The sequence below is a fragment of the Pseudomonas peli genome (assembly GCF_900099645.1).
GTDB lineage: Bacteria > Pseudomonadota > Gammaproteobacteria > Pseudomonadales > Pseudomonadaceae > Aquipseudomonas > Aquipseudomonas peli.
Genome location: NZ_FMTL01000002.1, coordinates 364,561 through 382,859 on the forward strand (window position 1 = coordinate 364,561; position 18,299 = coordinate 382,859).

General features: G+C 60.4%; 13 protein-coding genes. 11 read left to right on the forward strand and 2 right to left on the reverse strand.

The window, feature by feature from the left end; genetic code table 11:
- Window positions 1–171 precede the first annotated feature (171 nt).
- From accD to BLO50_RS10525, 8 genes are all read left to right on the forward strand, one after another.
- Complete coding sequence (gene accD, locus BLO50_RS10490) at window positions 172–1,056, forward strand: acetyl-CoA carboxylase, carboxyltransferase subunit beta (RefSeq protein WP_090252247.1); 885 nt, start codon at window positions 172–174, stop codon at window positions 1,054–1,056.
- On the forward strand, window positions 1,053–2,360 hold the full coding sequence (gene folC / locus BLO50_RS10495) for a bifunctional tetrahydrofolate synthase/dihydrofolate synthase (protein WP_090252250.1): 1,308 nt from the start codon (window positions 1,053–1,055) through the stop codon (window positions 2,358–2,360). The genes accD and folC overlap by 4 nt, the downstream gene beginning before the upstream one ends.
- On the forward strand, window positions 2,344–2,952 hold the full coding sequence (locus BLO50_RS10500; protein WP_090252252.1) for an SPOR domain-containing protein: 609 nt from the start codon (window positions 2,344–2,346) through the stop codon (window positions 2,950–2,952). Before folC ends, BLO50_RS10500 begins: the two co-directional genes overlap by 17 nt.
- A gap of 148 nt (window positions 2,953–3,100) precedes the next feature.
- Window positions 3,101–3,655, forward strand: a complete 555-nt coding sequence (locus tag BLO50_RS10505; protein WP_090254057.1) for a CvpA family protein — start codon at window positions 3,101–3,103, stop codon at window positions 3,653–3,655.
- A 45-nt stretch (window positions 3,656–3,700) separates the two neighbouring features.
- Window positions 3,701–5,209 (forward strand): amidophosphoribosyltransferase, encoded by a 1,509-nt coding sequence (gene purF / locus BLO50_RS10510; RefSeq protein WP_090252254.1) that lies wholly within the window; start codon window positions 3,701–3,703, stop codon window positions 5,207–5,209.
- Window positions 5,210–5,254: 45 nt separating this feature from the next.
- Window positions 5,255–6,466 carry an O-succinylhomoserine sulfhydrylase gene (locus BLO50_RS10515; RefSeq protein ID WP_090252258.1) on the forward strand — a complete coding sequence of 404 codons (1,212 nt, stop codon included), beginning with the start codon at window positions 5,255–5,257 and terminating at the stop codon, window positions 6,464–6,466.
- A 232-nt stretch (window positions 6,467–6,698) separates the two neighbouring features.
- Window positions 6,699–9,338: a winged helix-turn-helix domain-containing protein gene (locus BLO50_RS10520; protein WP_090252261.1), complete on the forward strand. Its 2,640-nt coding sequence runs from the start codon at window positions 6,699–6,701 to the stop codon at window positions 9,336–9,338.
- Window positions 9,339–9,476: 138 nt separating this feature from the next.
- Window positions 9,477–12,221 carry a peroxidase family protein gene (locus BLO50_RS10525; RefSeq protein ID WP_090252264.1) on the forward strand — a complete coding sequence of 915 codons (2,745 nt, stop codon included), beginning with the start codon at window positions 9,477–9,479 and terminating at the stop codon, window positions 12,219–12,221.
- Between the two features lie 85 nt (window positions 12,222–12,306).
- Here BLO50_RS10525 and gspD read toward each other — a convergent pair whose 3' ends face one another.
- Both gspD and BLO50_RS10535 read right to left on the reverse strand, forming a co-directional pair.
- Complete coding sequence (gene gspD, locus BLO50_RS10530) at window positions 12,307–14,256, reverse strand: type II secretion system secretin GspD (RefSeq protein WP_090252267.1); 1,950 nt, start codon at window positions 14,254–14,256, stop codon at window positions 12,307–12,309.
- 4 nt (window positions 14,257–14,260) lie between these two features.
- Window positions 14,261–14,905 (reverse strand): type II secretion system protein N, encoded by a 645-nt coding sequence (locus BLO50_RS10535; RefSeq protein WP_090252270.1) that lies wholly within the window; start codon window positions 14,903–14,905, stop codon window positions 14,261–14,263.
- A gap of 237 nt (window positions 14,906–15,142) precedes the next feature.
- Between BLO50_RS10535 and gspE the strand changes: the two genes are divergently transcribed.
- The 3 genes from gspE to gspG are packed head-to-tail and all read left to right on the forward strand — an operon-like array spanning window position 15,143 to window position 18,299.
- Window positions 15,143–16,639 carry a type II secretion system ATPase GspE gene (gene gspE, locus BLO50_RS10540; RefSeq protein ID WP_244152874.1) on the forward strand — a complete coding sequence of 499 codons (1,497 nt, stop codon included), beginning with the start codon at window positions 15,143–15,145 and terminating at the stop codon, window positions 16,637–16,639.
- A gap of 13 nt (window positions 16,640–16,652) precedes the next feature.
- A complete protein-coding gene (gene xcpS, locus BLO50_RS10545) occupies window positions 16,653–17,870 on the forward strand; it encodes a GspF family T2SS innner membrane protein variant XcpS (protein WP_090252275.1) in 1,218 nt (405 codons plus the stop codon).
- 3 nt (window positions 17,871–17,873) lie between these two features.
- Window positions 17,874–18,299 carry a type II secretion system major pseudopilin GspG gene (gspG, locus tag BLO50_RS10550; RefSeq protein WP_090252278.1) on the forward strand — a complete coding sequence of 142 codons (426 nt, stop codon included), beginning with the start codon at window positions 17,874–17,876 and terminating at the stop codon, window positions 18,297–18,299.

Genomic DNA, 18,299 nt, shown 5'->3' on the forward strand with positions numbered 1-18,299 from the left:
ACCCCTGTTGCAGGTTTGATAAACGCTGCAGGCGGTCGTTTGAGGTGGCGGGTGGGTAATGCGGATAGCTCTCACCGGCCCCTGAATCGACCGTACCCATGAATTTTCCCGGTTAGGCTTGGTCGCATTTAGTGCAGCCCGTCCGGTTAACAGCTTTGGAGAGTCAAGAGCATGAGCAACTGGTTGGTAGACAAACTGATCCCATCGATCATGCGTTCCGAGGTCAAAAAGAGTTCGGTGCCCGAAGGCCTGTGGCACAAGTGCCCGTCCTGCGATTCGGTGCTGTACAAGCCTGAGCTGGAAAAGACCCTGGATGTTTGCCCCAAGTGCAATCACCACATGCGTATCGATGCCCGCACGCGCCTGGATATCTTCTTAGATGCTGAAGGACGTGAAGAACTGGGCGCCGATCTTGAACCGGTTGATCGCCTGAAGTTTCGCGACAGCAAGAAGTACAAGGATCGCCTTGCTGGCGCGCAAAAGCAGACCGGCGAGAAAGATGCCCTGGTATCGATTCGCGGCACCCTGGAGGGCATGCCGATTGTGACTTGCGCGTTCGAGTTCTCCTTTATGGGTGGTTCGATGGGCGCCATTGTGGGTGAGCGCTTTGTCCGCGCCGCCAATGCCGCTTTGGAGCAGCGTTGCCCGCTAGTGTGCTTCTCCGCATCCGGCGGTGCACGCATGCAGGAAGCGCTGATCTCGCTGATGCAGATGGCCAAGACTTCGGCCGTGCTGGCACGCTTACGTGAAGAGGGTATTCCATTTATTTCCGTGCTGACTGACCCCGTGTACGGCGGCGTGTCGGCTAGTCTGGCCATGCTCGGTGATGTGATTGTTGCCGAGCCCCGCGCTCTGATTGGCTTTGCTGGCCCGCGGGTGATTGAGCAGACCGTGCGCGAGAAGCTGCCGGAAGGCTTCCAACGCAGCGAATTCCTGTTGGAGCACGGCGCCATCGATATGATCATTCACCGCGCTGAACTGCGTCCGCGTCTCGCGCGTTTGCTGGCTCAGCTGATGGGGCTGCCGTCGCCTGTAGCCCTGCCGGCGACTGCATGACCGAGCGCTCCCTTGCCGATTGGCTGAGCTATCTGGAGCAGCTGCACCCCAGCGCCATTGATATGGGGCTGGAGCGCTCGCGGATCGTTTTACAGCGTCTTGGTTTGGCCAAGCTGGCGCCGCATGTGGTTACCGTCACTGGAACCAATGGCAAGGGTTCGACCTGTGCGTTTATTGCCTCGCTGCTGCAAGCGCAGGGCCTCAAAGTCGGTGTCTACAGCTCACCGCACCTGTTGCGTTACAACGAGCGAGTACAGATCGCTGGCGTCGAAGCCACTGACGTCATGCTCTGTGAGGCCTTCGCTGTGGTCGAGGCCGCGCGTGGTGACACCTCACTGACCTATTTCGAAATGGGCACTCTGGCCGCCTTCTGGTTATTCCAGCAAGCTGGTTTGGATGCGCTGGTGCTGGAAGTTGGACTAGGCGGGCGCCTGGACGCAGTGAATCTACTGGACGCCGATATCGCTCTGGTTACCAGCATCGGCATCGACCACGCCGACTGGCTGGGTGATACCCGTGAGTCGGTCGCTTTTGAGAAGGCTGGTATTTTCCGTGCTGGGAAACCTGCTCTGTGTGGCGATCTTGAGCCGCCGCAGCCGCTGCTTGATCAAGTGGTACTGCTCGATGCTCCATTCTTTCTGCGTGGTCGTGACTATGACCTGAGCCTGAATGCGCAGGATTGGTCCTGGTACGGCCTCAATCATCAAGGCGAAGTGCTGAAGCTGGCCCATTTGCCGCTGCTCGACCTGCCCATGGAAAACGCTGCCCTGGCTCTGCAGGCGTATGCAGTGATGCAGCTGCCCTGGCAGCCTGAGGTGATCAGTCAGGCGTTGCAGCAGACCCGGGTGACCGGGCGTCTAGATCGCAGAAGCCTCAATTGGCAGGGTAAGTCACTCACACTGCTGCTCGATGTTGGGCATAATCCCCATGCTGCCGAGTATCTCGCTCAGCGCCTGGCTAGTCGGGCGCTGTCAGGCAAGCGCCTGGCCGTGTTTGGTTTGCTGGCTGACAAGGACCTGCCCGGTGTAGTGGCGCCGTTGTTAAGCGAAGTGGACAGTTGGGCGGTGGCGGCTTTGCCGACCAGTCGTACACGGGCTGCCAGCGAGTTGCAGTCGCACCTGCAGCATAGCGGGGCGCAAGTTACCGCTTATGCCAGTGTGCAGGCGGCACTTGAGGCTCAGTGTGAGCAGGCTTCGGATGGGGATGAAGTGCTGCTGTTTGGATCTTTCTACTGTGTGGCCGAGGCCCTGGATTGGCTGGCCCGCCAAGCCAATGGGGGCGTGCAGGATGGCTTTGCTGGATAAGGGATTGAAACAGCGCATGGTCGGTGCGTTGGTATTGCTGGCGCTGGCAGTTATTTTCCTGCCAATGCTGTTGTCGCGTGAGGATGAGTCGCAGCGCGTGCAGGTAGACGCGCCTGAAATGCCTGCGGCTCCCCAGGCTCCCGAAGTTGAATTACAGCCTGTGGCCGTGCCTGAACCACAGCTTTTGCCTGATGAGCCGATTGGTAGCGAGGCCGCGCAAAGCCTGGAGCCAAGCGAGCCTGTTGTGAGTGAGCTGCCGGCCGAACCCATCACTCTAGGGATACCAGCAGCCGCGCCTGAGCCTGTGGCAGAACCACCTCAGCCTGCGCCGAGTAAGCTGGATGCCAATAGCTTGCCGATCAGTTGGTCGGTGCAGTTGGCGAGCCTGTCCAGCAGTGATGGCGCGCAGAAACTACAGAAAACCCTGCGCAGCCAGGGCTACAACGCCTATATCCGCAGCGTCGATGGCATGAACCGGGTCTTTGTCGGGCCGCTGATTGAGCGTGCCGAGGCGGATCGCCTGCGTGATCAGCTCAATCGTCAGCACAAGCTCAATGGTTTTGTGGTGCGTTTTCAGCCCGAAGCCGGCTGAGTAAGAGGCTTGACGTTCTTCGCCAAGCCGAACTGTTTGACCCGCCACTAGGCTGGCCGGGCATTTCAGCGGTTGGCGAATCCTTTGCTTACGCCCCACACAGGTGCTCTGCTAAAATGCAGCGCCTTTCTTGTCGGTAACCTGCATCGTGGCATTCACCTGGGTCGATTGGGCGATTATCGCCGTTGTCGCCGTTTCAAGTCTGATCAGTCTGAGCCGAGGCTTCGTCAAGGAAGCCCTGTCATTGCTTACCTGGATCATTGCTGGCGTGGTCGCCTGGATGTTGGGCGGCGCACTGTCGCAGCACCTGGTGGATTTTATCGAAACACCCTCGGCGCGCGTGATTGCAGGTTGCGCGATTCTATTTGTGGTCACCCTGTTGGTTGGTGCCCTGGTCAATTACCTGATTGGTGAATTGATCCGGGTGACCGGACTGTCAGGGACAGATCGTTTTCTCGGCATGGTTTTCGGCGCGGCGCGCGGAGGCCTGCTGGTCGTGGTGCTGGTCGGTTTGATCAGCCTGGCACCGGTGGAGCAAGACAGCTGGTGGCAGGAATCAGCACTTGTACCGCATTTTCTGATGGTTGCTGATTGGTCGAAAAACCTGATCCTGGGTCTGTCCAGTGAGTGGCTGGCTAGCGGCGTTACGGCGCCGGTGGAGTTACCGTTCAAAGAGGCACTGCAGCAGCCTAAACTGCCGTAAGTGCATTGCGAATCATCGTGTTTCATTGAGTAGGGGTTGCGTCACATGTGCGGCATTGTCGGTATCGTCGGTAAATCGAACGTCAATCAGGCGCTGTATGACGGGCTCACCGTCCTCCAGCACCGCGGCCAGGATGCTGCCGGTATTGTCACCAGCCATGATGGCCGTCTGTTCCTGCGCAAGGACAACGGTCTGGTACGTGACGTGTTCCAACAACGCCACATGCAGCGTCTGGTCGGCCATATGGGCATTGGCCACGTGCGTTACCCGACTGCGGGTAGCTCCAGCTCGGCCGAAGCGCAGCCGTTCTACGTCAACTCGCCGTATGGCATCACCCTGGCGCACAACGGCAACTTGACCAACGTCGAGCAGCTGGCCAAGGAGATCTACGAGTCTGACCTGCGCCACGTGAACACCAACTCTGATTCGGAAGTGCTGCTTAACGTGTTCGCTCACGAGCTGGCCCAGCGCGGCAAACTGCAGCCCACCGAAGAAGACGTGTTCGCTGCCGTGACTGACGTGCACGAGCGCTGCCTTGGTGGCTACGCGGTAGTGGCGATGATCACCGGTTACGGCATTGTTGGTTTCCGCGACCCTAACGGCATTCGTCCGATCGTCTTCGGTCAGCGTCATACCGACGAAGGCGTGGAATACATGATCGCCTCGGAAAGCGTCTCCCTCGACGTGCTCGGCTTCACCCTGATTCGCGACCTCGCGCCGGGCGAAGCGGTGTACATCACCGAAGAAGGCAAGCTGTTCACCCGTCAGTGCGCGGCGAACCCAAAATACGCGCCCTGCATCTTTGAGCACGTCTATCTTGCGCGTCCGGACTCGATCATGGATGGCATCTCGGTGTACAAGGCGCGCCTGCGCATGGGCGAGAAGCTGGCCGACAAGATCCTCCGTGAACGTCCGCAGCATGACATTGACGTGGTTATTCCGATTCCGGATACCAGCCGTACTGCTGCACTGGAACTGGCCAACCATCTCGGCGTGAAGTTCCGCGAAGGCTTCGTCAAGAACCGTTATATCGGTCGTACCTTTATCATGCCGGGCCAGGCAGCCCGCAAGAAATCCGTACGGCAGAAGCTCAACGCCATCGAGCTGGAGTTCCGCGGCAAGAACGTGATGCTGGTGGATGACTCCATCGTGCGCGGCACCACCTGCAAGCAGATCATTCAGATGGCCCGTGAAGCCGGGGCGAAGAACGTGTACTTCTGCTCGGCCGCACCAGCGGTGCGTTACCCGAACGTGTACGGCATCGACATGCCCAGCGCCCATGAGTTGATCGCGCACGGCCGCACCACCGAGGAAGTCTGCGAGCTGATCGGCGCCGACTGGCTGATCTATCAAGATCTTCCTGATCTGATCGAAGCGGTCAGTGGCAGCAAGAAGATCAAGATCGACAACTTTGACTGCGCGGTGTTTGACGGCAAGTACGTGACCGGCGATGTCGACGCGGCTTATCTGGATAAGATCGAGCAGGCGCGCAACGATGCCTCTAAGGTCAAGTCCCAGGCCGTCAGCGCGATTATCGACCTGTACAACAACTAGGTTGCAGTCCGGCCCGCTGCGGCGGGCCGGTTGAGGAAATTGGCAATGACGATTGAATGGCAAGCCGGGCGTCTGGACAGTGATCTCGACGGCGTAGGCTTCGATACCCTGGCGGTGCGCGCCGGTCAGCACCGCTCGCCAGAAGGTGAGCACAGCGAGGCGATCTACCCAACCTCCAGCTACGTATTCCGCACCGCGGCTGATGCTGCCGCGCGTTTTGCTGGCGAAGTGCCGGGCAATGTTTATTCGCGCTACACCAACCCAACTGTGCGTGCTTTCGAGGAGCGCATCGCCGCCCTGGAAGGGGCCGAGCAGGCGGTCGCGACCTCATCCGGCATGTCGGCGATTCTGGCCATTGTCATGAGCCTGTGCAGCGCCGGTGACCATGTACTGGTGTCGCGAAGCGTATTCGGTTCGACCATCAGCCTGTTTGAGAAGTACCTCAAGCGCTTCGGCGTGCAGGTCGACTACGTGCCGCTGGCTGATCTTGATGGCTGGGCCGCTGCCTTCAAGCCCAACACCAAGCTGCTGTTTGTCGAGTCGCCGTCCAATCCGTTGGCCGAACTGGTGGACATTGCTGCATTGGCGGATATTGCTCACAGCAAAGGCGCGCTACTGGCGGTGGATAACTGCTTCTGCACCCCGGCGCTGCAACAGCCGCTGAAGCTCGGTGCAGACGTGGTGATGCATTCGGCAACCAAATACATCGACGGCCAGGGCCGCAGCATGGGCGGTGTAGTGGCAGGCTCGGCCAAGCTAATGACCGAAGTGGTGGGTTTTCTGCGTACCGCCGGGCCAACACTCAGCCCATTCAACGCCTGGATCTTCCTCAAAGGCTTGGAAACCCTGCGCATCCGCATGCAGGCGCATTGCGCCAGCGCGCTGCAATTGGCGCAGTGGCTGCAGCAACAGCCCGGCATTGAGCATGTCTACTACGCCGGTTTGCCCAGCCATCCGCAGCATGAGTTGGCCAAGCGTCAGCAGAGTGCTTTCGGTGCCGTGGTCAGCTTTGAGGTCAAGGGCGGCAAAGAGGCGGCCTGGCGTTTTATCGATGCCACGCGGGTGATCTCGATCACCACCAACCTCGGTGACACCAAGACCACCATCGCCCATCCCGCGACCACCTCGCACGGTCGTTTGAGTCCTGCTGAGCGTGCTAACGCCGGTATTCGCGACAACCTGATCCGCGTCGCGGTGGGCCTGGAAGACCTGGCCGACCTGCAAGCCGATCTGGCTCGCGGCCTGGCGGCGCTCTAAGTCGCTCTCCCCACCTGGCGGGCCTTCTCGGCCCGCCAGGCTGCTTCATTTCTCCCCAAATTCATTCTCTTGTCTCGCCAAATTCTCGGGCGCGTATGGCTGTGGGCAATCCTTTGGTTAGCTGCGGGTAAAACATGACGCACTTCAAAGTCTGAAGGTGCGCAGGCGCTAGCATCCTTGGCCAGGTGCGGCGTCTGACCGTGCGAACAATAATAAGAACAGGGTCTGCCTGATGGACCGACTTCAGCCATGCGTATTGCCTGCCAATGGTGTGCTCCGCCAGAGCCTGCTGAACCTGTTGGCGCGCAGTGAAGATTTTGCCCTGACTTTACTGCTGGCCCCGGCCGGCTCGGGAAAGTCGACGCTGTTGCAACACTGGCGCGGCCGTTGCGCTGCCGCGGTGGTGCATTACCCGCTGCAAGCGCGGGACAACGACCCGCTGTGTTTTTTCCGCCGCCTGGCTGACAGCATCCGCGCTCAGGTAGGCGATTTTGATACGTCCTGGTTCAACCCTCTGGCGGTGGCCTCCAGCCTGTCACCGCAGCTATTGGGTGAGCTGCTCGCGGATGCCCTGGCGCGAGTCGAGGGCCCGCTGTTTATCGTGCTGGATGATTTTCAGTGGATCGAGTCGCGCAGCATTCTCGAGGTGATGGCGGCGCTGCTGGAGAAGCTGCCAGGCCATGTCCATCTGATCATCGCCAGCCGTAACCACCCAGGCTTTGCCCTGAGCCAGCTGAAGTTGGAAAACCGCCTGCTGTGTATTGATCAGCATGACCTACGTTTGTCAGTTGAGCAGGTGCAGCAGCTCAATACCCACCTGGGTGGTCAGGCGCTCAGTCAGGCGTATGTCGACAGCCTGCTGGGCATGACCGAAGGCTGGGTGGCGGGGGTTAAGATTGCGCTGCTGGCCTATGCGCGCTTCGGTACTCAGGCGCTGCAGCGCTTTAACGGCAGCCAGCCAGAAATCGTCGATTATTTCGGCCATGTGGTGCTGCGTCAGTTGCCGCCGGGCCTACGCGAGTTTCTGCTCTGTTGCGGCCTGTTTGAACGGTTTGACGGTGCGCTTTGCGACTATGTGATGCAGCGTAATGGCTCGGCGTTGCTGCTGGAGGAGTTGGCTGAACGCCAACTGTTCTTGCTGCCGGTGGACAATCAGCCCGGCTGGTTTCGTTTTCACGCCCTGCTGCAGGATTTTCTCTGTCGTCGTCTGCAGGTCGAGGAATACGCGCGCCTGGATCAGCTGCACAGCCGTGCCGCCGACTATTACCTGAGCCTGGGCGAGTATGAGCAGGCGTTGCAGCATGCCCGGCACTGTAGCGATCAAAACGTCTTCCTCGGCCTGTTGGAGCACTGCTGTGCGTCATGGGTGCGCAGTGGGCAGTTTGGCGACATTCTGCGTTGGCTTGAACCGCTGCCGGAGACGCAGCTGCTGGCGCAACCCAAGTTGCTCGGCTGGTTGATTGCGGCGCTATCACTGTCGCGGCGTTTTCACCAGGCGCATTACTACCTTGAGTTGCTCGATACTCTTGAACACACCATGCCAGGCGTAAATCTGGAGCCGGCAACGCGGCAGTTTCTTGCCCTGTTGCTGGGCTTGTTCGAGCAGGACAAGGACTTTGTGCCGCCGCCGGCCTGGCGCGACTTGCTGGGTGCAGGGCAGGACCTGGAAATTCGCGCTTGCACCCTGGCGGTGATTGCTTATCAGCATCTATTGGCGGCGCGCCTGCAGGATGCGATTCGTTTTGCCAGCGAGTCCAAGCAGTTGCTCGCGCAATGTGGGCACAGCTTTCTGGAAAGTTACACCGATCTGATTATCGCCCTCTGCCACCGCAATGCCGGGCGCGCCACCCATGCGCGTAAGCAGGTGTGTCTGGACTACCAAGGCACCGATTCTGTTTCTCCGGCCTGGGTCAATCGCGCCACGGCCATGGTGGTGGTGCTGTATGAGCAGAATCAGCTGGTCGAGGCGCAGCAGCTGTGTAACGAGCTGATGGCGATGGTCAACTCATCCTCGGCCACCGAAGCGATTGCCACGGTCTACATCACCTTGTCGCGGTTGCTGCATCGCCAGCAGCTGACAGCGCGTTCCAGCCGCTTGCTCGACCAGCTGTCGTGCATCCTGCAGCTGGGCAACTACGCGCGTTTTGTCAGCCAGATGGCCCAGGAAAGCATGCGTCAGGCGTACCTGAGCGGTAAGAGTGTCGTCATGGATGCCGTAGCTCAGCGCTACTGTTTGCTTGGGCGGTTGCAGGCCGGGGAATGGGAGCGCGTGCGCGCCTATGACGAAAGTTGGGAACGTCAGGGGTTGGCCTGTGTGTACTGGTTGCAGGCACGCGGTGCGCAGGCGCAGGCCGAGCGGATTCTCAAGGTGCTGGCGGCCTCGTTGCGGCAAAGTGAGATGCGTGCGCGGCTGCTGATCGTCGAAGCCAACCGCCTGGTGCTGGCGGCGCCCAGCCAGAGCAAGGGCCAGCAACTGGCTGCTTTGGCGGGGCTGGTTGAGACTTATGGCATCGTCAATATCAATCGCTCGGTATTCGATGAGGCCCCAGGTTTTGCCGCCAGGGTGCTGGATCTGGTGCAGGCCGGCTTATTGGTGGTACCGGACAATTACCGTGAGCACTACGCAGAGTTTCTCCAGGGTATTCAGGTTGCGCCGGCTCTAGATACGCTGGCCGGCGGCCTGCTGACAGGGCGTGAGGTGGAGGTGTTCGAGTGCCTGCTTAGCGGCCTGTCGAACACTCAGATCAGCGACAAGACCGGTATCGCTTTGTCCACCACCAAATGGCACCTGAAAAACATCTACTCCAAGCTCAATGTCTCCAGTCGCACCGAGGCGATTCTCGCCGTACGGCCGCGCGCCACGCTCAACTAGATCGCTCTGCCCACCTGATTGGCCATAGCCCCTCCGCTGGAGGGGGGCGATCCGCTGTACCCGTCGATAGGCTTGATCCTGCGCTGCTATGTCAGTAGCCGCCTTGTCCGTACAACAATAAAAACGGGAGCATTAGCCATGTCGGTATGGGTCACTTGGCCAGCTTTGACCAAGCTGGGAACGCTGGGCGTAGTCTCCGGACTACTGGTGCTGGCGGTTGAACGCCAGGCGTTGTTCGAGAACAACCTCTTCGATGTTGAAAACTACGCGGGCTACAACGCCAACATCACCTGTGATGCGCGCAGCCAGGCGGCTCGTACTGAAGACGGTACCTGCAACATTCTCAGTAACCCGGCCGAGGGTTCGGTGTATCGGCGCTTTGGCCGTAACGTCAACCCGGCGGTGACCCAGGGTGAAACCACCACCTTGCTTAGCCCTAACCCGCGTGAGGTGAGTAACAGCCTCATGGCGCGCGAGGATTTCAAGCCGGCGCCAAGCCTGAACTTTATCGCCGCCGCCTGGATTCAATTTATGGTGCACGACTGGTTCGATCACGGCCCGAATGCCGACGCCGACCCGATCCAGTTCCCTCTGCCCCCGGGCGATTTGCTGGGCAGCGGCAGTATGTCGGTCAAGCGCACGCAGCCTGACCCGACGCGCAGCAGCAGTGACGCCGGCAAACCGCAAACCTACCGCAACCACAACACCCACTGGTGGGACGGCTCGCAGCTGTATGGCAGCAGCAAGGAAACCAACGACAAGGTGCGCTCGTTTGTCGACGGCAAGCTCAAGGTCAACGCCAACGGTACTTTGCCCACTGAGCTGCTCAGCGGTAAACCGGTCACCGGGTTCAACGAAAACTGGTGGTTAGGCCTGAGCATGCTGCATCAGCTGTTCACCCTCGAACACAACGCCATCGCCAGTAAGCTCAAGCAGAAGTACCCGGCGCAGAGCGACCAGTGGCTGTACGACCGCGCACGCCTGATCAACTCGGCGCTGATGGCCAAGATCCACACCGTGGAGTGGACCCCAGCGGTGATCGCCAACCCAATCACCGAACGCGCCATGTACTCCAACTGGTGGGGCCTGCTCGGCCAGGGCGGCCCGCGTGATGACTTCCAGGCCGAAGTACGCATGCTGCAGGCGGACTTGGCGCGCTCCGACTCCTTCGTCAAGCGTATCCTCGGTTTCGACCCGAATGTGGCGCCGGGCGTTGGTAACAGTGCCATCGACCACGCCCTGACCGGCATCGTCGGCTCCACCGCGCCGAACAACTACGGCGTGCCGTTCACCCTTACCGAAGAGTTCGTCGCGGTGTACCGCATGCACCCGCTGATGCGTGACAACGTGCAGGTGTATGACATCGGCTCGAACCAGGTTTCGCGCACCATCGCACTGCAGAACACCCGTGACCGCGACGCCGAAAACCTGCTCAACGACGAGCGCCCGGAGCGCCTGTGGTACTCCTTCGGCATCACCAATCCGGGTTCGCTGACGCTGAACAACTACCCGAACTTCTTGCGTAACCTGTCGATGCCGCTGGTGGGTGATATCGACCTGGCCGCCATCGATGTGTTGCGTGACCGTGAGCGTGGCGTGCCGCGCTATAACGAGTTCCGCCGGCAGATCGGCCTCAACCCGATCACTAAGTTCGAGGACCTGACCAAGGATGCCGCGACCCTGGCCGAGCTCAAGCGTCTGTATAACAACGACATCGAGAAGATCGACACCCTGGTCGGTCAGTTGGCGGAAACCGTACGTCCTGAGGGCTTTGCCTTCGGTGAAACGGCATTCCAAATATTTATCATGAACGCCTCGCGCCGCCTGATGGCTGACCGCTTCTATACCAAGGATTACCGTCCGGAGGTGTATACCCCGGAAGGAATCGACTGGGTCGAACACACCACCATGGTGGATGTGCTGCGTCGGCATAACCCGCAGCTGCAAGCCAGCCTGGCCGGCGTGGAAAACGCCTTCAAACCCTGGGGGCTGAATATTCCGGCGGACTACGAAAGCTGGCCTGGGGCCAACAAGCAGGAAAACCTTTGGGTCAACGGCGCGCTGCGCACCCAGTATGCGGCGGACAAACTGCCAGCGTTGCAGCCGGTGAATGTTGGCGGGTTGATCGGCTCAATCCTCTGGAACAAGGTCAAGGTGCGCAGCGACGTGGCCCCGGCCGGTTATGAGAAGCCGATTCATCCGCATGGTGTGATGGCCAAGGTCAAGTTCGTCGCGGTGCCCAATAACCCCTACAGCGGCCTGTTCCAGGGCTCTGACAGCGGCCTGCTGCGGCTGTCGGTTACCGGTGATCCGGCGGATCGCGGTTTCGCACCGGGGCTGGCGTGGAAGGCCTTTGTCGATGGCAAACCGTCGGAGAACGTGTCCGCGCTGTACACCCTGAGCGGGCAGGGCGCTAACCATAACTTCTTCGCCAATGAGCTGTCGCAGTACGTGGTGCCGGAAGCCAATGACACCCTGGGCACAACCATCCTGTTCTCCGCGGTGAGCCTCAAACCGACGTTGCTGCTGCTCAACGACCTGGCAGAAGTCACCCAGGCTGGCGCCGCCGTAGCTAAACCCAAAGCGCCGACGCAGATTTACTTTGTGCCGCGCACCGAGCTGCGTAATCGTTTCGCCAGCACAGCCCATGACTTCCGTACGGACCTGCTGACCCTGAATGCCGGCACCAAGGTCTATGACGTGTACGCCACCTCGATGGAGATCAAGACCTCGATCATTCCATCGATCAGCCGCAGTTACGCCGCTCAGCGGCGCAACAGCGCGGTGAAGATTGGCGAGATGGAACTGACCTCGGCCTTTATCGCGTCTACCTTCGGTGACAGCGGTGTGTTCTTCAAGCACCAGCGTAACGAAGATAAGTAAGGATTCATCGCGGTAAACAAAAAGGCCTCGGTATCCACCGAGGCCTTTTTTATTGCTATGTCGCCTGATTACGTATCCGTAACCATCACTCGCGCAGGTCGATCGCCTCAGGAGTGTTCTGGTCAAACAGCTGCACAGGGTCGCGCGGCAAAATGCCAGGACGGTAGTCCTCACGTACGTCGCCCAGTACCCGGATATCGCTGTATTTCTTCCCAGACAACGCCGCCAGGCCTGCGCCATCGCGCACCACGGTTGGACGCAGGAAGACCATCAGGTTGCGCTTGATGCGGGTTTCCTTGGTTGAGCGGAACAGGGCGCCTACTAGCGGAATATCGCCGAGCAGTGGCACCTTGGAGTCAGCCTGGGTCACGTCATCCTGAATCAGCCCGCCGAGCACGATGACCTGGCCATTTTCGGCAAGGATAGTGCTCTTGATCGAGCGCTTGTTGGTAATCAGGTCAACGGCATTGACGCCCTGGCTGGTGGGCGCAATAGAGGAGATTTCCTGCTCAATTTCCAGGCGCAGGTTGGCGCCTTCGTTGATGTGCGGGGTAACTTTCAGGGTCACGCCGATGTCCTGGCGTTCGATGGTGGTGAAGGGGTTATCCGCGCCCGAACCGCTGGTGGTAAAGGAGCCGGTCTGGAAGGGGACGTTCTGCCCGACCAGAATTTCCGCTTTCTGGTGATCCAGCGTCAGCAGGCTGGGCGTGGACAGTAGATTGCTTTTGCTATTTGCCGACAGCGCAGTAATCAGCACCCCGAAACTGTCTGTGCCCAGGCCGATGATGGCGCCATCCGGCAGGTTGGCCAGGGTGTTGTTATCAGTGTCGCTGCCGCTGTCCTGGATGGCTTGTAATACACGTCCCACAGACAATCCGGTGCCGCTGAAGTTGGTGCCGCCCAGGCCACCGGTACTGCCGCGGCCATCCACGGCCCACTGCACACCGAGGGCGTCGGTGATATCGCCGGAGACTTCGACAATCGCTGCCTCGACCATAACCTGAGCGCGTGGCACATCCAGCTGGCGCACGATGTCTTCCAGGGTCGCCACCACATCAGGTTCGGCCAGCAGCACCAGAGCGTTGAGGCTCTCGTCGGCGCGGATCAGGATGGTCTGCGGCTTGCCAGTGGTTTCACCACCGGTTTCAGGTTTGAGTTTTTCGGAAATCTCGCCGAGGGTTTCCGCCAGGCTCTTGGCATCACCATGACGCAGGCGAATCACGCGGGTATTGGCCGAGCGGCTGGTGGGTGTGTCCAGCGACTGTGCCAGGGCCACCAACTTGGCCCGTGCGGCCGGCGGGCCGAGCAGAATCAGGCGGTTGGTGCGGCCGTCGGCAATCACCTGAGTGCCAGACGCGCCCTTGGCCTGGCCACGGTCTACGGCATTGCGCAGCACTTCGGCGGTGTCCATGACCCAGGCGTGTTGCAGATTGAGCACGCTGTAGTCGTTTTGGCCTTTCTGGTCGAGCTGACGCAGCAGGTCTTCGATGCGTTCAATATTGGCTGTACGGTCGCTGATGATGATGGCGTTGGCGCTGCTGATCGCCGCCAGGTGGCCGTACTGCGGCACCAGTGGGCGGATCAGCGGAATCAGTTCGGTGGCCGAGCCATGCTGTACCTGTATCAGTCGGGTTTCCAGGCGGTCTGGTGCGTTGCGCCCGGCGTCCGCATCGGCCTTGGCCTCGGCGTTGGGGACGATGCGCGCCTGGTCGCCCTGGGTGATCACGCTGAAGCCGTGGGTGGCCATCACCGAGAGAAACAGTTGATACACCTCAGTTAGTGTCAACGGGCTGTTGGACACCACGCTGACCTGGCCCTTGACCCGTGGGTCGACGACGAAGGTCTGCCCGCTGATCTGCGCGACCTGGTCGATAAACTCACGGATGTCGGCGCCCTTGAGGTTGATGGTCCAGTTTTCTTCCTGCTGGCTGGCGCTGGGCGCTACAGCAGTAACGGCAGCACTCAGTGGCAGCGAGCTGAAGGCAAGGCCGGCGGCCAGCAGGGCGAAGGTGAGGCGCGAGAGAGTCGGAGTCATCGTGTCAGTTGGTTTCCAAAGGCTGTTCGGTGGATTCTGCAGTGCCCGGCAGTGTGCTGGAGTCCTGCATCTGCTGGCGCAACGCATCCATGCGTTCACGTAATTGGCTCAGGTCGTCGGATTCCATTTCGCTGAGCTGCTCAAGTGGGTCCGCTATGGCCTCCGAGGTATTGCTCTGCAGGCTGCTGGTGCTCGAGTTATTCAGCGGGAAGCTAAGGCTTTCGCGGCGGCCATTGCGCAGCAGTTCAACGTGGTCGGCAGCTACCGCATGCAGGCGTACACCGCTGCTGATCTCGCTGTTGAGGGTGTAGCGCTGGGCGGTGCTGCCTTCACTGCGAATAATCGCGGTGGAGCGCTGCGGATCGGCATGTACAAAACTGCCAAGCAGGGTCAGGCGCAGGTTGGTACTGGGTGCTGGGCTGTCGCTGGTTGCGCTGCTGGTGCCGAATAGCTGGCCAATTTCAGTAGGCTGTACAGCGGTTTGCACGGTAGTGGCCGAAGTGTCATTCGCACTGATCGGGGTGCGCAACAGGCGCAGCCAATCGGCGCTTTGCCAGGCAAGGCTAACGCTCATGGCGATCACCAGCGCAAAGCCCACCAGAGTGGTGGCATGGCGCTGCAGCCAGCGTTGGGAGGCCAAAAGGGGCAAGGGGCGTCACTCCGGAACTTATTATTATGTGGCGTGGATCGCGCGCTGATCATAGACACTTGCCGGGCATTTGGCAGCCCCCCGTTGGGGTAGTGTGTCGATCCGCTCAATGTGCTAAAGATAGTGCGCTGTTTTCATGCTGTTTCCGCCAACTTACAACAATTAATTCACAGAACCCTGGCTAGCTGTCCTGCGTTTGGCGCCTGTTGCGTGGTGTCGGGTTATTGTGACAAAGGCATGTTACGAATGAATGCGCTGCTTATCGAAGTGCCCTTACGGCGTTTGCCCTTCAGCTTTGCCAAGCGCCATGGTGTGGTGCTGTTAAGCGTTGAGGGCGCATCCAGCCTGGTTTATCGCCCAGGCGTCGAACTGGTGGCGCTGAGCGAGGCGCAGCGGTTTGTCGGTGCACAGCTGCCGTTGCAGGCGCTGTCGGCAGAGGCCTTCGAGCAGGCCCTGGCCAAGGCCTATCAGCATGATTCAGCCTCCATGCAGTTGGCTGAAGACATCGGCGGCAGCCTGGACCTGGCGGCATTGGCCGAGCAGGTGCCGGAAACCGAAGACCTGCTGGAGCAGGAGGACGACGCGCCGATCATCCGCCTGATTAACGCCATCCTCGGCGAGGCGATCAAGGAAAACGCCTCGGACATCCACCTGGAAACCTTCGAAAAACGCTTAGTCGTGCGCTTCCGGGTGGACGGCATTCTGCGTGAAGTGCTGGAGCCCAAGCGAGAACTGGCGGCGTTATTGGTCTCGCGGATCAAGGTCATGGCGCGGTTGGATATCGCTGAAAAGCGTATCCCGCAGGATGGCCGTATTTCCCTGAAAGTCGGTGGTCGTGAAGTCGACGTGCGGGTTTCGACCCTGCCATCGGCCAATGGCGAGCGCGTGGTGCTGCGTTTGCTGGATAAACAAGCCGGCCGTCTCAACCTGCAACACCTGGGCATGAGTACGCGCGACCGCGACCTGATGGAAACCACCGTACGCAAGCCCCACGGCATTCTGCTGGTCACTGGGCCTACCGGTTCGGGTAAGACCACCACGCTGTACGCCAGCCTGGTCAGCCTGAATGACCGCACGCGCAATATCCTCACCGTCGAAGACCCGATCGAATATCACCTCGAAGGCATCGGCCAGACTCAGGTCAATTCCAAGGTCGATATGACCTTTGCCCGTGGCCTGCGCGCGATCCTGCGTCAGGACCCGGACGTGGTGATGGTCGGCGAGATCCGCGACAAGGAAACCGCCGAAATTGCCGTGCAGGCCTCGTTGACCGGTCACCTGGTGCTCTCGACCCTGCACACCAACAGCGCCATCGGCGCGATTACCCGTCTGGTGGACATGGGCATCGAGCCGTTCCTGCTGTCGTCGTCCTTGCTTGGTGTGCTGGCCCAGCGTCTGGTGCGGGTGCTCTGCCCACATTGCAAAGAGGCCTACCAGGCCGATGAAGCCGAGTGCAAATTGCTCGGTGTACCGTTCGCGCGTCCACCGACGCTGTATCACGCCCGCGGCTGCGCCGAGTGCCATCAGCAGGGCTACCGCGGCCGTACCGGTATCTATGAGCTGGTGGTGTTTGATGACCACTTGCGCACGCTTATTCACAACGCCGCTTCCGAGCAGGACATGACCCGCCACGCCCGCAGCCTCGGCCCGAGCATCCGCGAGGATGGCCGACGCAAGGTGCTGGAAGGCGCGACCACGGTCGAGGAAGTGCTGCGCGTGACTCGCGAAGAATGAGCGGGGAAGAATAATGGCCGCGTTCGAATACCTCGCCCTCGACGGCAAAGGTCGCCAGCAGAAAGGCGTGCTGGAAGCCGACAGCGCGCGCCAGGTGCGGCAGATTCTGCGCGAACGGCAACTGGCGCCGCTGGATGTGAAGGCTACTCGCACCCGTGAAAATGCTGGCGCAGGCTCACATTTCAGTTTTGCCCGAGGTATTTCCGCTCGCGATCTGGCGTTGATCACCCGGCAATTGGCGACTTTGGTGCAGGCCGCTTTGCCTATTGAGGAGTCCTTGCGCGCGGCCGCCGCGCAAGCCAGCTCACCGCGTATCCAAAGCATGCTGCTGGCGGTGCGTGCGCGGGTGCTGGAAGGCCATGATCTGGCCAGCAGCCTGAAAGAATTTCCCTCGGCTTTCCCTGAGCTGTACCGCGCCACGGTGGCGGCGGGCGAGCATGCCGGCCATCTTGGTCCGGTGCTGGAGCAGTTGGCCGACTACACCGAACAACGTCAGCAGTCGCGGCAGAAAATCCAACTGGCGCTGCTTTATCCACTGATTCTGATGTGCGCTTCGCTGCTGATAGTCGGCTTCCTGCTCGGTTATGTGGTGCCGGACGTGGTGCGGGTGTTTGTCGACTCCGGGCAAACCCTGCCGGCGCTGACTCGCGGTTTGATTGCCCTGAGCGATTGGGTCAAAGGCTGGGGCTGGCTGGCGGTGATTCTCGCCATCCTGGGCGTGTTCGCCCTGCGCTGGGCGCTGCGTGATGATGCGGTCAAGGCGCGCTGGCATGGCTTCTTGCTGCGCATCCCGCTGGTGGGACGGCTGATTCGTGCCACTGACTGCGCGCGGTTTGCCTCGACCCTGGCCATTCTGACCCGCAGCGGCGTACCGCTAGTTGAAGCCCTGGGCATCGGCGCACAGGTGATTGCCAACCGGGTGATCCGCGCCGATGTAGTAATTGCCGCGCAGAAGGTGCGCGAGGGCGGCAGCCTGACCCGCGCGCTGGAGGCTAGCGGGCAGTTTCCGCCGATGATGCTGCATATGATCGCCAGCGGCGAACGCTCGGGTGAGCTGGATCAGATGCTGGCCCGCACCGCGCGTAATCAGGAAAACGATTTGGGTGCCCAGGTGGCGCTGCTGGTGGGGCTGTTCGAGCCCTTTATGCTGGTTTTTATGGGGGCGGTGGTGCTGGTGATCGTACTGGCCATTCTGCTGCCGATTCTGTCTCTCAATCAGTTGGTGGGGTAAGCAGTGAACAAGCGTCAATCCGGTTTTACGCTGATCGAAATCATGGTAGTGGTGGTGATCCTCGGCATCCTCGCCGCGTTGGTGGTGCCACAGGTAATGAGCCGCCCGGATCAGGCCAAGGTCACCGTGGCCAAGGGCGATATCAAGGCCGTGGCGGCCGCGCTGGATATGTACAAGCTGGATAACCATGCATACCCCAGCACCCAGCAGGGCCTGGAAGCGCTGGTGAAGAAGCCATCCGGCAACCCGCAGCCGAAGAACTGGAATCGCGACGGTTACCTCAAGCGCTTGCCGATCGATCCGTGGGGCAACGTCTACCAATACCTGGCACCGGGCACCAAGGGGGCTTTCGACCTGTATTCCCTGGGCGCCGACGGCAAGGAAGGCGGCAGTGATCAGGATACCGATATCGGTAACTGGGACCTCTGA

Excerpts from the sequence above, each read along its gene's own strand:
- accD (WP_090252247.1), top strand. The coding sequence starts at position 172 with ATGAGCAACTGGTTGGTAGACAAACTGATCCCATCGATCATGCGTTCC.
- folC (WP_090252250.1), top strand. The coding sequence starts at position 1,053 with ATGACCGAGCGCTCCCTTGCCGATTGGCTGAGCTATCTGGAGCAGCTG.
- BLO50_RS10500 (WP_090252252.1), top strand. The coding sequence starts at position 2,344 with ATGGCTTTGCTGGATAAGGGATTGAAACAGCGCATGGTCGGTGCGTTG.
- purF (WP_090252254.1), top strand. The coding sequence starts at position 3,701 with ATGTGCGGCATTGTCGGTATCGTCGGTAAATCGAACGTCAATCAGGCG.
- BLO50_RS10515 (WP_090252258.1), top strand. The coding sequence starts at position 5,255 with ATGACGATTGAATGGCAAGCCGGGCGTCTGGACAGTGATCTCGACGGC.
- BLO50_RS10520 (WP_090252261.1), top strand. The coding sequence starts at position 6,699 with ATGGACCGACTTCAGCCATGCGTATTGCCTGCCAATGGTGTGCTCCGC.
- BLO50_RS10525 (WP_090252264.1), top strand. The coding sequence starts at position 9,477 with ATGTCGGTATGGGTCACTTGGCCAGCTTTGACCAAGCTGGGAACGCTG.
- gspD (WP_090252267.1), bottom strand. The coding sequence starts at position 14,256 with ATGACTCCGACTCTCTCGCGCCTCACCTTCGCCCTGCTGGCCGCCGGC.
- gspE (WP_244152874.1), top strand. The coding sequence starts at position 15,143 with ATGTTACGAATGAATGCGCTGCTTATCGAAGTGCCCTTACGGCGTTTG.
- xcpS (WP_090252275.1), top strand. The coding sequence starts at position 16,653 with ATGGCCGCGTTCGAATACCTCGCCCTCGACGGCAAAGGTCGCCAGCAG.